Origin of the sequence: Chlamydia sp. 12-01 (genome assembly GCF_042234205.1) — a bacterium.
Classification (GTDB): Bacteria; Chlamydiota; Chlamydiia; order Chlamydiales; family Chlamydiaceae; genus Chlamydia.
Genome location: NZ_CP114174.1, coordinates 49,269 through 64,204, shown reverse-complemented (window position 1 = coordinate 64,204; position 14,936 = coordinate 49,269). Strand labels below are relative to the sequence as shown.

The following is a 14,936-nucleotide window of genomic DNA, read 5'->3' as shown; positions in this document are numbered from 1 at the left end:
GTAAGAAAAAAGAGAATCTTTATTAGTGAGTAAAAGTAGAGATACTTTAGAATACTGTCTTCTTATTTTTTCATATCTCACTAAAAACTTATGACAGTTGTAGAAGTAAAGGGAACGTTTAGGCTCGTTTGTTTAGGATGTCGTGTCAATCAGTATGAAATTCAAAGTTATCGAGATCAGTTAAATTTCTTAGGTTATCGTGAAATTACCGATCCTGAGATTCCCAGTGACCTATGTATTGTCAATACGTGTGCCGTTACAGGCTCCGCAGAAAGTTCTGGACGCCATGCTGTACGTCAAGTTTGTAGACAAAATCCTGATGCTTTTTTAGTTGTTACTGGCTGTTTAGGAGAGTCTGATAAAGAATTTTTCAATTCTTTAGAAAGGCAATGCCTTCTTGTTCCTAACAAGGAAAAACATCAGTTAATGGAAAAGATTTTCCCTTCTATTCAAGATCTTCCTGAGTTTCGTATTCGTAGTTTTGAGGGAAAATCTCGAGCTTTTATTAAAGTTCAGGATGGATGCAATTCCTTTTGTTCCTATTGTATCATTCCTTATTTGCGTGGTAGGTCACGTTCGCGACCTATTCAGAAAATTCTCGAGGAGATTTCCGGATTAATCTCTCAAGGGTATCGAGAGGTTGTAATTGCTGGAATTAATGTTGGTGATTATCAAGACGAGGGAAAATCTTTAGCACATCTTATTCGTCAGGTAGATGAGATTGACGGTATAGAAAGAATACGGATTTCTTCTATCGATCCTGAAGATGTTCAGGAAGATCTTAGGGATATTTTACTTTCTGGAAAGCATACATGTCATTCTTCACATCTTGTTTTACAATCAGGATCTAATGCGATTTTAAAACGTATGAATCGTAAGTATTCGAGAAGTGATTTCCTAGATTGTGTGGATGCTTTGCGTTCTGTGGATCCTAAATATGCTTTCACAACAGATGTGATTGTCGGCTTCCCAGGTGAGACAGACCAGGATTTTGAAGATACTCTACGGATTATTGAGGATGTAGGTTTTATCAAAGTACATATTTTCCCTTTCAGCCCTAGAGAGCGGACAAAAGCTTATACATTTTCCTCTCAGATCCCCCAGTCTGTAATTAATGAAAGGAAGAAGCATCTTGCCCAAGTTGCAAAAGAAGTAGCCCGCAGGGAGATGGCGCAGCGTATTGGAGAGACGCTTTCTGTACTTGTTGAAAGAATTGATGAGGGTATAGCTTACGGTCATTCGCCATATTTTGATATGGTAGGTTTCCCTGCGGACCCTAGTGTAGCTGTAAATACATTGGTGGATGTGTGTATAGATGCTGTTGAAGAAGATATTCTTAAAGGAAAGCGTATATGATTGAAATAACTCAAAGTTTTAAACCTTATACGTTGATTCCTGGAACGTTTATGCCTATTCCAGGATCTGAGCTTTATGCTCAGATATTTCCTACACTATGGCGTGTTTTTTCTTCATCTCATGAACTTCTTAACGAAGGCTGTGTAGAAGCTCAGGGACCTTTAAAACGCTTTGCAGTTTTCCAGGATTTACATCGTGGAGGTTTAGCTGTTATGTGTGAACAGTATAAATACTACATTCTTCCTTCTGGGGAAAAGGTAGATTCTTTAAAAGGGCATTTACCATTTGCAGACTCTGCAGAACCGTTACTTTCTTTAGGAGTGCATAAACATGCGGATTTGCATAAGATCCGCTATCGTAGGGATTTAAAAGAGGTTCTTCCTTTGTGGCTGCGACTCAGTACTCTTATTCCTGATTCTTCGAGAGATGGGGGGTGTTTGAAGAAGGGAAGTGGAGCCTTACTTGTTGATGCTTACCAAAAGATTCAAGAAAGAAGGAAAACAGAGATCTATTCCGCATTAACTTCTTTATATCTTGCGGGATTTTCTGAGAATCTTTTGCCTAGGATATATGATACTGAATATCAGGGAATTCTTAATGAGCTTCCTAAAAAAAATACACGTGAAGACGTACCCTTTTCATTACTTTTCTATAGCATAGCTATGCTGCGTGATCTCTTTATTTTGCGTGATAAGGAGATCGTGGAAATTCTTCCCTCATTACCTCCGGAGTTTCCTTGTGGGAGGTTTGTCAATATCCATTTGCAAGGAATAGGTAAGTTTTCCTTGGAATGGAGTAAAAAGACAATCCGTCGTGTTTATTTACATGCTCAGGAAACAACATCTTTGCTTTTAGGTTTTTCTCCAGAATTATCTCATTGTCGTTTACGCCAATGGGAAAAGAAACAGCTAGCAGGTTCTTCTAAGGTTTCTTTAGGAGAAAGTATGGAGATAAAAGCAGGAACTACGTATTTATGGGATTGTTTCCATAAGTAAGATAGCTTCCCAATGGTCGAGAGGATTTTAAACTCTGAAGATATTTCCTTGTTAATTTCCGGAAGGCAGAGTAATCCTCATAAGTTTTTAGGGATTATTTCTGAAAGTTCTTCACAAGATAGAATTATTCTTTTTCGACCTGGTGCGCATTCTGTAACTATAGAACTTCAGGGAAATATCGCATGCGCTACGCATCATCACTCAGGAATATTTTCTCTAGCAACTCCTAAAGGGATTCTCCCTAATGATTATCGCATTTATCATCAAAATGGCTTATTAGCTCACGATCCCTATGCCTTTTCTCCTTTATGGGGAGAGATGGATTCCTTTTTATTCCACCAAGGTACGCATTATAAGATTTACGAGCGTATGGGAGCGATTCCCTATGATGTGCAAGGGATTTCTGGAGTTCTTTTTGTTGTTTGGGCTCCTCATGCACAACGTGTTTCTGTAGTTGGAGATTTTAACTACTGGAATGGCTTGGTAAATCCTTTACGTAAGGTTTCTGATTCTGGAGTTTGGGAATTATTCATTCCTGGTCTTGATGAGGGAACATTATATAAATGGGAAATCGTTAGCACTTCAGGAGAAGTTCTTATCAAAACTGATCCTTACGGGAAAAGTTTTGATATTCCTCCTCAAGTTACATCACGAGTTGTAAATAGCGATTGCTATGAATGGCACGATGCAAAATGGATGGAAAATCGTAGTAATAGAAAAAATCAACCCCTCGCTATTTATGAAGTACATGTAGGCTCTTGGCAATGGCATGAGAATAAACCTTTAGATTATCGAGAACTAGCAAGAAGATTAGCACAGTATTGCAAAGAGATGCGTTATACACATGTTGAGCTATTGCCAATTACAGAGCACCCTTTAAATGAATCTTGGGGTTATCAGGTGATAGGATATTACGCACCGACATGGAGGTATGGATCTTCTCAAGATTTTCAGTTTTTTGTAGATCATCTCCACAGTGAAGGTATCGGAGTGATTTTAGATTGGGTGCCAGGTCATTTCCCGACAGATTCTTTTGCTCTAGCTTCTTTTGATGGTGAAGCTCTCTATGAATTTGTAGATCATGAAGAACCTTTGCATCCTCATTGGCGTACTTATACTTTCGATTATCGCTGTAGTGAGGTTGTAAACTTCCTTTTAGGTAGTGCTTTATTTTGGTTAGATAAGATGCATATCGATGGCTTGCGTATGGATGCCGTGACCTCAATGCTATATTTAGATTACGGAAGAAAAGAAGGCGAATGGTCTCCAAATATCTATGGAGGAAAAGAAAATCTTGATGCTATTGAGTTTATCAAACATTTTAACTCTGTAGTGCATAGAGAATTTCCCGGGGTATTAACATTTGCCGAGGAGTCTACAGATTTTCCTAAGGTTACGGAATCTGTAAATTCTGGAGGTTTAGGGTTCGATTATAAATGGAACTTAGGATGGATGCATGATACCTTTCGTTATATCAAAGTTAACCCTATATTCCGTTCCTATCATCATAATGATCTGACATTTAGCCTATGGTATGCATTTAACGAAAGGTATCTTCTACCTCTTTCTCATGATGAGGTTGTTCATGGTAAAGGTAGCTTATTACAAAAAATTTCCGGTGATACCTGGACGAAGTTTGCCCATATGCGTTTATTACTGAGCTATCAAATATGCCAGCCTGGGAAAAAACTTGTATTTATGGGTGGAGAATTTGCTCAATGGAAAGAGTGGTCTCCAGACAGCTCTTTAGACTGGCATTTATTAGACAATCCCTATCACGCATCTTTGCAAAAATGCGTAGCAAAGATGAATGCCTTATATTGCGATCTTCCCTATTTTTGGGAAGGAGATGATAAACAAGAGTCTTTTCTTTGGGTAGACTTTAAAGATACTGAAAATAATGTAATTTCCTATTACAGATTCTCAGAAGAGGATCGTAGTAGCGCCTTACTATGTATCCATCATTTTAGCTCAGGGTATTTTCCTTCCTATATTCTACATTGTCAGGGTATTAATACATGCCAGCTGCTTTTTAATAGTGATGATGCAAGCTTTGGTGGCTCAGGAAAAGGTATGCGTCCACCCATATTATGTATAGATCATGATTTCTCTTGGGGCATCGATATCGAGCTTCCTCCTCTAGCTACCCTAATTTTTCGAGTTAGCTTTTCAAATTAAAAAAATTCATTTTTTAATTATATTTAAATAATTTCTGTTGATTTTGTTGTGTTTTATATAACGAATTGATCAATGTTTGATATCTGAATTTATGATTATAATTAATTAACAGCAGATTTTATTTTTTGTTTTTTAATTTATGTCGATTTCTAAAATTCCAGGTGATGATCATGAGCCTCCTGGGATTGCAAAGTCTGAAGGTCTCCGTCAAGTATCTCAGGATAATCAGGTAAGGAAGCCTTTGAATCAGGCTTTGCTTCCTGAGAGTACAGCTATGGATAAGAGAAGGTTTTCTCATTCCGTAGGGTTGCTTGCGGGATTGGCAGTGTTTGCCTTAGCTATGATTATCGTTGTTATAGCTTTAACATGTCTTGCTCCTGGAGTTCCTCAGAGTATTGTATTGGCAATAGCATTATCTGGGGTTTCTCTAGGTGGTTTTTCTGTTATGAAAAACATTGTTAATAAGGTTAGAGATCTTTTTGCCCCTAACATGTCTGAGAGACAGAGATTAAAGAGTGCTGCGAGTATTGGCCTAGGATTTACTGGATTAGGATTGGCTATGAAAGTTGGGGCAAGCTTTATTCCTGGAGGTTATGGAGGTGTTGTTGGAAATCTCGGAGGTACTGCGTATTCTAAAGGTAGCCAATCCGGATTTACAAGTATCGCACATTACATATACGTAAAGTTTTACCGTTCTGAAAAAGCAGCTTCTGGCGAGCCTTTATCGCGTGTAGAAATTATGCAAGAAGCTAAGAAACTACATCGCATTAGCTTGAGTCTTTTAGTGATAGGTGCAGGTTTTGCAGCTTTAGGGATATCCCTTGCTATTGTAGGAACTATTATTTTAGGAGGGGTTCCCGCTACGGCTTTGATTGTTCTTGCACCTCCTCTTGTTTCCATAGGGATAGGACTCATGTTGCAGACGTTACTGCACAGTAGTATTGGAAAATGGAAGGACTTTTTAGAAGCTCAAAAAGGTCAAATGCTTTTTGCTGATACGGGGTTAAAAAACATTCGTAATGAAGATATTGCGGAAAAAGAGATTGTTGAAGAGCCGTTAATAGAGATCATTAGGACAGATGTTAAGGCAGGAAAGGAAGAAGAAGCGAGTTCTATAGAAAAACCGGAAGAGATTTTTGAATATAAGAGAATCTCCGCAAAGGAAATTGATAAACGTTTATCATTAACACCCAGGCAGAAAGTTATCTTTGCTCTATCTATTTTACTAGTGCTTGCAGGATTAGCTGCTGTTGTTGCTGCAGGATTTGCAGGGCTACCAGCACTACAAGTGCTTCTTATTGCTGCTATAGGCTCTTCGGTAGCTTCTACGGTTTTACCCATGGCTTCTTCTGGTTTGGTCTACAATGCATTTCAATGTAAGTCTCGATTAAACATTACTAAAGCTCGTTGGAGAGAAGCCAGGGCAAAATCGAAGTTTACTAAACTCTTAACCAAAGCTTCAGATCTTCCTAAGGCAGATATTGATAAAGCTTGGTTACACGTCGGGAAAGATGTAATCATCGACACGGATCTTGCTATCCGTGAAGAAATTGCAGATTTTGAAAAAGGTCGGGGTGTAAACAGTGTCATTATTGCGGGGATCTTCGTCTTTGCAGGTGTGGGGGTGATGCTTCTCGCTCTTATTCCTACTTTAGCTCCTATTATTGCTGGGGTATTGGCTATAGGCTCTACATTACTCACTATTGGAGCAGCAATGTATCTCCAAAAGCTTACAGCTTGGCTTTATGAGAAGTTGGTAATGTTAAGACAACGTTTACGTGCACGTAGAAGCTACCTAAATGATATCTCTGGAAAATTACAAATCTCTACCGAAGATCTCATTGTTGATGCGAATTTCGATGACTTTGATTTTGATGATATGGGGGATGATGATGTCTTTGCTGACGCTTTTGATGGGTAAGTAATTAATTTCCTAGGGCTTAGTCTGTATATTTCCAAGTATATTTCCTTTCTCACCTAATTATTATTATAAATAGATAATATTCTTATGTTTATACTTCTCTTTATAATAAAAGTTGGCTTGCTTTGTTATGTTAATTATCAAAAATTGATAAAATTAAAATTATAATAATTTATTTTTTTTGATTTTATAGAAGAGGCACAGATATGGCGGGGGTAAGCGGAGTAGGAGGCGGCGGTGGGCCTGGGAAAATCCCTCCTCATGGCAATGGTGATGATAAGAAAGCTGGATCAGCGAAATTTGGAGCCCATAACATAGTTTATGGATCTCAAAATGGTAACCGCTCTCGATCTAGTAGTTCAAGTAGTGGCAGCTCAATTGAGGAAAGAACTCAGCTGCTAATGGAACAAGGTTTTAAAGTACTTACTCCTGAAGAGGTAAAAGAAGCTCAAGAAGCTTCTATTTCCAAAGATGGACAATCCAAACCTGGGTTACTTTCTCGTATGTGGTCAGCGGTGAAAGGAATATTTACGGGTGGGAGAAAGAGTAAGGAAGTTCAAAAGCCTATGGAAATTTCCTCACCCATCATTCCTGGATATAAAAAACATGGCGTGCGTCTTCCTGAAGTTCGTTCGCATACGCTTTTTCAAAGCGAGAGCTCTCAAGGTGATTTTTCGATAGATGCCGGAGACACAGATGTCTCGGATATTGAAGATGATGAAGTTCCTACAGGACGCTTAGTGAGTATCGATACTTCTGATACAGATTCTATATCGTCAGAAAGAGGTGCGTCGTCAAGAACATCGCGTAAGAGTTTAGCAGAGAGTGTGCGTGGTTGGTGGAAATACACGACTAAGAAAAGTGAAGGGCCTGAAGATGGCTTAGTGGGTTTAACTCTTGATGAGTTAAAGCATATGGTACAGACTTTTGATAATATGATAGAGGATGCAGATACTCCACAAGAGAAGCAATTATTCACAGAGTATCGTGATGGTTATCAAAAACGCATTGATGATTTGAGCAAACGTGCGGGTTCGCTATCTAGATCTACATTTTATATGTTAGACGATTCCATGAATCTAGATACTTCTTCTACAAAATATACCGATGCTAGTGGAGAAGCAGTATTTTTAGATACTGATGGAGATCTATCTAATGTATTTGAAGATGTTCTTTTAGATGTTGCGCAGCTGGGAGATGACTCCGATAGTATCTTAGAAGGAGTTGGTGAGGATGCTCAAAAAGTTTTAGATGAAGCTGTTAAATTGCGTCTAGAGTTTGATGCGGGAATTTCTGAAAGTATATCACCTCCGTTAAGAGAACGTATTCACAATGCCCTTGAGAAATTGCGTCGTGGTATCATTAACATTCTTACTATCATTAAATACGGTCTAGTTGCTCTAGCTCGTTTGGTAAAAAATGGTCTTCGAGCTCTTGGAGAGCTTGTGAAACGTTGTTGTGTCCATAAACAAGATCACTATAGCTTCCTTCCCAATGATACAGAGTATGCTGAAGAAGTAGCCAAGTTTATTCAAAAACATACAGAATCAGATGATCCTTATCCAAAAGGAACTCTTGTTATTCCCGACTCTATAGTGAATGCTTGGGTAAATGGAGTTCCTGAGGTTGTCTATGTTACCAATGTTGAAGGTAAGTACGGATATGAGGTTGTTAGAACTCAAGGTTATGATCAGGATGGAACCTACGAAATAGTCGGTGCTAGCTGGTTACCATATGGAAATACGAAACTTGAGGATTCAGATTCTACTCCTAAATTACCAGACAACCATCCTAATGATTCAGATTATGGAAATATGGTAGGGCGTCCTAATCCTGAGGATCCTTATGCAAGGATAAATAGAAATCGTAATGTCGGAGGATCCATATACGATAGGATAAGAGGTAGTCGTCGTAAAAAAGAGGAAGAACCTATTTATGATCTTCCAAGTAATCAAAATAGAATGTCTATCAAACGTGAGGATCTAGGACATATTTATGATGCTCCACGCCCTATAAGACCTACCTCTGATGAGTCCACAGGAGGAGATAGTGATGGTGTTTACAATATTCCAACAGGTCCTCTCTCTTTCGATAATGAGATTTATGATGATGGGTATCTGGTTCCAGATAATCAATTAGGACTTGCTCTTGGAGTGACTCCAGGATTTGCAAGTGCTGTAGGAGCGGTTTCTTTCTCGGTAGAGATTGATCAGTTAATTGAGGAGAATAGACTGCGAACTGAAGGTGCTACGAGTCGCCGTCCTTTACCTCCTGTTCCCGTACATCCGTTACTCAATCCTTTAGCTAACCGTGCTTTACCGCCTAGACCTGGAGTGCCATACGATCCTTTAGCTAACCGTGCTTTGCCCGTACCTCCTCCTTTGCAAACACCACCGCCTACTCCCTATGGAAATAATAGGATGATGCAGATGATGAAGTTGGTGCAAGAAAGAGGTCAAAAGTATAAAGACCGACGTAAGGATAATTAGTAAAATATGTTAGTAAGGCTATAAAGGATTTTTATAGCCCTACTTTTTCTAAAATATCAGTGAGCTTCCTGCTTTTAGGTAGTTAGAGAAAGTAGACGAGGAAAACTCTCCTTGATAGTTTAAGAAGATCTTTAAGTAAGAAAAGATCTGCGTTTCATTTCCTATTTTATAAGCTAGGGCATGGCGTGTGATTGGTGTGCCGAGTGATGGCCAAGTGCCATTACTTGCCAGTAGTGTTGTCATTACTCTAGGATAGTGTCTATAGACAACAGGATGGTAGGCAAGTTGTACTTGCCAAATTGTTGGTAGATGTACATCACGAGCCCACTGTAGAATCATCCCAATAGGAAGTGAGAGATTTTCTAAAGGTCTATTCACTGAGAATTTCCGTGCAAAATCTCCCTGTTCTATAAAGCTTGATAGTGTAGCTCTAAAGGCTAGGGCTTCTATAAATGGCGCTACAGAAACAGCATTATTTATTGGATTAAGATTCAAAGTGCAATTAAGAGATGCTCCGAATGTATGGCTATAGAAATACCCTTCAGAATCTTTGTTGTCTTCCATATAGAAGTGCTTTGCTGTATGGTCTCCGTAGTTATAGGCTAGAGTTCCTGTGGTGATTATAGCATCTTCTAACCAGGGGAGACGTAGCTGAACACCTCCGAAATAGCTTTTTGAAGAGATTTTATTTTCTGATTCTTTTTCTTTAATATGAGAAATTTGCTGAGAGAAGGAGAAAGAGAGCTTATGATTTGTTTTTGATGCTGCCGATGTTATTGCAGCATAGCCTGCGGATTCCATATGGAATCCATGTACACCCAAACGATTGCGCTGATAAATAGCTCCTACTAGTCCTTGACCTCCGAGTTCAAAATAGTTTGGACTAGCTACTGGAGAGGGTAGTGTACGCATTCCTGAAAGTGTTGTGTAGACAGATCCCCAGAGGGCATTAGCGATTAAAGGAGTTCTATATTTTGGATTGGGGATATAGCCCGTAGGAGTCCAATCAGCATAAAGTATACGGTGGGAAGTATTGGCTGTATTCTCTGACGTATTATTTGCAACAGTTGTGTATTCTTCCCAATAGGGAGACCAAACTCCTTGATAACCATAGGATTTAATCTCATTAATAGCTCCGATATTTAAATCAGTAACTGTAATTTTTTTAGTGGCATTATCACAAAGATATAAAAAAGGAATGCGAGTCATTCCACTAGAAAGATCTGTATCATCATAAGGATCCTCATTATTACTATTGAGGAGTTGTAAAGGACCAGAAAGGACGATAGTCGGATTATTGTCTTCTGTGTAGGTATTGTTACTTACTGAAGGAGAGATCCAAATTTTTGGAGCTTGAGCTCCTTCTTTCATAAGAGAGGGAAGATTTAATGCCAGATTGGTGATTGTAAAATTAGAGTCTGTAGTCGATGCTGTCCCACTTGATACAGCTTTTGCATTTGTTCTAATCACTGCGCCATTACCTAGGCGTAGAATGCTTTTTTCCTGAGTGATTTTATATACAGATAGACAAGCGCGGTCTTCAACAGCAAGAACACCATGTTTGATTGTTATGGGATTGGATATAGAGCTAATAAAATTATCATCCCCTTTGAAAGAATCTGGAACAAACACCGAGGAGAATAATACTATTCCTTGGTGATACTCTTCCTCATTAAAAATAATAGACGATGCTAAAGAGTAGCATTTGATAGGATCGTAAAATCTAACGCTATAGTTTTTCTTGGCCCCAATTTTTAATGTTATTCCCTCTGTGCAATGTAGGGAGTTTTTATACAATTGATCATTCCCACCAATTCCACAGTTATTTTCAAAGAGAATATCACCATTATCTGCAGATAGATTAAAAGTACCATTATTTTTAGATAGCAATGCGCCGCCCCATTTGCTCCGATTATTGATGAATTGGACAGGGCCACTATTTTGAATCGTTAAATATTGACACCATAGAGCTCCACCATTGCGATCTACAAGGTTGTTATTAAAACAAACAGGGCCGGGATTATCCTCTATTTTTACAGTTGTAGCAGAAATAGCACCTCCAGAGCTTGTTGCTCCAAGGGGCCAATCACATATACCAGAGTTATTCGCAAAGAAAACTAAATCAGAATTATTTTTAATTGTGACAGTAGAATTAGCATGGCAGGCTCCTCCGATAGGAGAGGTATTAGAAATTATACATACGGGTGCGGAATTTCCTGAGATTTCACAGTTGTTACAATAAATTGCACCGCCTTTTGCAAATGCGGATACATTATTTTTAATGGTACGGTAAAACGATAAATTATTCATTAATAAGATAGGTGCAGCATTTTCTAGTATTTTACAATCTGTTGTGGAGATAGCTCCACCTTGAATTCGTGCAGTATTATAAGCAAAACATACGGCTCCACGATTCTTAGATAATTCAAAGTTTCCCTCACAACAGATAGCTCCACCATAATTTGTAGAGTCATTTACGGCGATATCTGTAGAGAGTATAGCTTGATTACTAATAAAATATTGCTTTCCTAGATTTTGGGTAATACTACAGCTATTTGTAGTATAAATAGCTCCGCCTTTCTGTGTGGTTATATTTGAAATGAATTTTATGTCGTTCCTAATATTTCTTAGAATTAACGATGAAACATCAATAACTCCACCACTATTTCTAGAAGTCTGCTGAGAGCAGATAACATTTTCATAGTTTTCAATAATAAGAGGTCCTGATATGCGTGTTAGACCTCCTAGAGTATTTTGTGTTTTAGGGACATTTGAAAATATTTCTGGGCACAAGAGTTGTTCATAACCGAAACTCTGAAATGGACATTTAGATTTTTCATAGGACGCATTTAAAGATAGTGGTAAACAAGATAGTAGAGAGATCACAAGACAAGCACTGAATAAGGTAGATGACAGTATTTTCATAGAGATACGTATTTTCTAAGTCTAAAATTGTAGTGCACTTGTTATATTCAAGAAATTACATAAGGTAGATTTCGAGAAATCACCACGATAATTTATGCTCAAACTCAAATTATTGAATAGAGTCGTAATATTCTTTACAGAGATTGATCCTGCGTGATGATCTACAGGGGTCCCTGAAGTAATCCATGTGCCTTTACTGATGAGTCGTGTAGTAGTGATCTTCGGTTTTTGTCGATAGATAGTCGGAGTATAGGCAAGTTGGATTTCCCAAAGTGTATGTAAATTGGCTTCATGTTCTGCGTAACAATAGATTCCTAATGGCAGTGTTACGTTAATTAGAGGATCTTTCGTTTCAAAACTACGGATTTGTTCACCAGTTTCTGTGAAGCTTTCCTGAATGGCATGTATGCCTGAAGCTTTTATAAAAGGACGCATTTGTAAATGTGAGACACTACCCTCAGGGAGCATACAACAGATTTCACTTCCTATGGTATGGCTATGGAAATGCCCTTCGGATATGATATTAATAGTTCGATTTTTTGTTTTTACACGGTTATGTGAATAAGCGTAGCCTAAGGAAGCTGATGTAAAGATACTCTCATCGAACCAAGGAATTTGTAATTGAGCTCCGGCAAAATAACAATTAGAAGAAACCTTATTTTTTGATTTAGATTCTTTCATCTCACTATAAAATTGTGCAAAGCTTAATGCAAAGTTATGCTTTGTTTCTGTAGATCCTAATATCTCTGTAGAGTAGCCTCTGGAGAATAAATCAAAACCCGGTTTTGTATTTCGTGTTTTTTGTGAGATATAGGCTCCTAATCCACCTCCAGAAATTTCCCTATGAGTTATATCTGGGGATATATTTTCTAGAGTGTGTAGACCAGTAATCACATTATAGGCAGATTGCCAAAGAGAGTTTGCCATAAGGTCTCCACGATATTCCGGATTGGGAATATATCCTGTGGGAGTCCAATCGGCATAAAGGTATCTATGTTCTGTATTTGCTGTATTTGGAGAGGCACTGTTGGCAATAGTTGTATATGCTTCCCAATAAGGAGACCACACACCTTGATAGCCATAGTGTTGATAATCATTAATGGCATTGATGTCTAAAGAATGAGTTTCAATTTTCTTATTCATGTTCTCACACAAATAGAGGAAAGGAATACGTGTGATCCCAGTGGAAAGGTCCAGAGAGTCGTAAGGATCAGTATTATCACTATTCAATAGAGTCAGTGGGCCTGAGAGAATGATTGTGGGTTTGTTATCCTCTATATATGTTGTAGTTCCACTTGTTGTTGTGCTATCCGGATAGATCCAAATTTTTGGAGCTTGGGCATTTTTAGCTAAAATCGAAGGGAGATTTAAAGCAAGTTTAGTAATTGAAAGTGTACATCCGGTAGTAGTTGGTGTTGGCTGATTACCATTTGAGGTAGGAGCTTTTGAGGTTGTTCTAATGACTGCGCTATTACCTAGACGTAAAGTTCCTTCACTTTGAGAAAGTTTATAGATTGATAAACCAGCTTTATCTTCAACAGCAACTACGCCATGAGTAATTTCAGTGGTATTTTTCAGAGAACTATAGTAGTCCTGTTCTATGTTGTCATCCAGGGGTATATCAACTCCAGAAAATAACACCGTTCCTAGATGATAATTTTCAGGATTGAATTTGAGAACTGAAGGTGAGAGATGTTCATTTTCAATAGGATCGTAAAATTTGACACTACGACCTTCTCGAGCTCCTATTTGTAAATTTAAGTTAGGAGTTGAGTGAAGAGCATTTCTATGAATTCCCCAACTTTTGATACATATATTCTCTTTAAATATAATATCTCCGTAATCCGCAGATAGATAAAATTGTCCACCACTATAGTTTTGAATAGCAGCTCCCCACGTCGAGGAATTATTTATAAATGAAACAGGTCCATTGTCTTTAATGATTAGTGTTGAAGCGTAAATAGCTCCTGCATTGCGTTTTGAGGAGTTATTTTGAAAAATTAATCCCTTAGAATTGTTATTGATAGTACAAGAGTTACAATAAATAGCCCCGCCACCAGGATTTCCCCAGTTACTTTGATTATAGGTTTGATTCAAACTAGTGTTATTGAAAAACTGGATAATCTCAGAATTATGAGAAATCGTACAATCCCCAGTTAGATAAATACCACCTGCCCAACCAGCTTGATTATCTATAAATGTTAAAGGAGCATAATTGGATGTAATGAAACAGTTAGCACTATATAAACATCCTCCACGACTTTGTTCCTTCAGGCATTTGTTATTCCTTAAGATTATTGCGCCGTAATTATTAGTAATGTTGATATCACCATTGGCTATAATTGCTCCTCCAGATAGGGAGGCAATATTATTTAAAAATTGGCAGGATCCAATATTATTGGAGATAACGAGTTGTGTGCATTTAATAGCTCCTCCAGAATATGCTTCGGAACGATCTATGAGGATAGTAGACATATTATTGATGAAGCAACATTGCTCCTTATTATGTGTAATGTTGCAATTTGTAGAGGATACAGCTCCACCATTTTCATTGGTAAAGTTTTCCCTAAATACGACAGGTCCAGTATTTCTTGTAATATTTAGAGTTCTAGCCGTAACGGCTCCGCCATCTGTTTTGTAGTATTGATAATTAACACAGAAGTATTTTTTTTCAGTGATGTCTATATCAGCATTGCCGTTATGTAATAGACCATTGGATATAGGGGATGTCTTAAGAACTTGATCAATCCCGTAAGTACTTGACCATGGGCAGACGTGTCCAACTTCAGTGATTTCATGGAAGGAACAAACTTTCTTTTCTTTGGCGAAACAGATGAGCTTTTGTGAACAAAGGCTCAAGCTAATTAGCCATAGGAATGAATAGGCGTAAGGAGACATACTGGGATAACAAAAATCTGAGACCACATATAACCGTTCCTATACGCGAAGAAACGTAAGGTTGTCTAGATTTTTATAAACCTTTGATAATCTTAGTGTTTATACGAGTCACTTCTTTTGTGTATAGATGTAATAGAGATAGAGGATTGATTTTAAGCAATCTGCTAACAGCCA

General features: G+C 38.1%; 7 protein-coding genes. 5 read left to right on the top strand and 2 right to left on the bottom strand.

Annotated elements, in window-relative coordinates; translation table 11 throughout:
- Window positions 1-90: 90 nt before the first annotated feature.
- The 5 genes from mtaB (at window position 91) to O1W69_RS00115 (ending at window position 8,939) form a co-directional block, all read left to right on the top strand.
- Window positions 91-1,356, top strand: a complete 1,266-nt coding sequence (gene mtaB / locus O1W69_RS00135) for a tRNA (N(6)-L-threonylcarbamoyladenosine(37)-C(2))-methylthiotransferase MtaB (protein ID WP_375793537.1) — start codon at window positions 91-93, stop codon at window positions 1,354-1,356.
- Window positions 1,353-2,351, top strand: coding sequence for a hypothetical protein (locus O1W69_RS00130; RefSeq protein WP_375793536.1), 999 nt, complete (start codon window positions 1,353-1,355; stop codon window positions 2,349-2,351). The genes mtaB and O1W69_RS00130 overlap by 4 nt, the downstream gene beginning before the upstream one ends.
- A 12-nt stretch (window positions 2,352-2,363) precedes the next feature.
- Window positions 2,364-4,529 carry a 1,4-alpha-glucan branching protein GlgB gene (gene glgB, locus O1W69_RS00125; protein WP_375793535.1) on the top strand — a complete coding sequence of 722 codons (2,166 nt, stop codon included), beginning with the start codon at window positions 2,364-2,366 and terminating at the stop codon, window positions 4,527-4,529.
- Between the two features lie 139 nt (window positions 4,530-4,668).
- Window positions 4,669-6,450, top strand: a complete 1,782-nt coding sequence (locus O1W69_RS00120) for a hypothetical protein (RefSeq protein ID WP_375793534.1) — start codon at window positions 4,669-4,671, stop codon at window positions 6,448-6,450.
- A gap of 206 nt (window positions 6,451-6,656) precedes the next feature.
- Window positions 6,657-8,939 (top strand): hypothetical protein, encoded by a 2,283-nt coding sequence (locus tag O1W69_RS00115; protein ID WP_375793533.1) that lies wholly within the window; start codon window positions 6,657-6,659, stop codon window positions 8,937-8,939.
- A 48-nt stretch (window positions 8,940-8,987) separates the two neighbouring features.
- On the opposite strand, the gene O1W69_RS00110 is transcribed toward O1W69_RS00115, so the two are convergent.
- The gene (locus O1W69_RS00110; protein ID WP_375793532.1) at window positions 8,988-11,864 is read right to left on the bottom strand and encodes a polymorphic outer membrane protein middle domain-containing protein; all 2,877 of its coding nucleotides are present in this window, start codon (window positions 11,862-11,864) and stop codon (window positions 8,988-8,990) included.
- 21 nt (window positions 11,865-11,885) lie between these two features.
- Window positions 11,886-14,789 (bottom strand): polymorphic outer membrane protein middle domain-containing protein, encoded by a 2,904-nt coding sequence (locus O1W69_RS00105; protein WP_375793531.1) that lies wholly within the window; start codon window positions 14,787-14,789, stop codon window positions 11,886-11,888.
- Window positions 14,790-14,936: the final 147 nt, after the last annotated feature.

Excerpts from the sequence above, each read along its gene's own strand:
- mtaB (WP_375793537.1), top strand. The coding sequence starts at position 91 with ATGACAGTTGTAGAAGTAAAGGGAACGTTTAGGCTCGTTTGTTTAGGA.
- O1W69_RS00130 (WP_375793536.1), top strand. The coding sequence starts at position 1,353 with ATGATTGAAATAACTCAAAGTTTTAAACCTTATACGTTGATTCCTGGA.
- glgB (WP_375793535.1), top strand. The coding sequence starts at position 2,364 with ATGGTCGAGAGGATTTTAAACTCTGAAGATATTTCCTTGTTAATTTCC.
- O1W69_RS00120 (WP_375793534.1), top strand. The coding sequence starts at position 4,669 with ATGTCGATTTCTAAAATTCCAGGTGATGATCATGAGCCTCCTGGGATT.
- O1W69_RS00115 (WP_375793533.1), top strand. The coding sequence starts at position 6,657 with ATGGCGGGGGTAAGCGGAGTAGGAGGCGGCGGTGGGCCTGGGAAAATC.
- O1W69_RS00110 (WP_375793532.1), bottom strand. The coding sequence starts at position 11,864 with ATGAAAATACTGTCATCTACCTTATTCAGTGCTTGTCTTGTGATCTCT.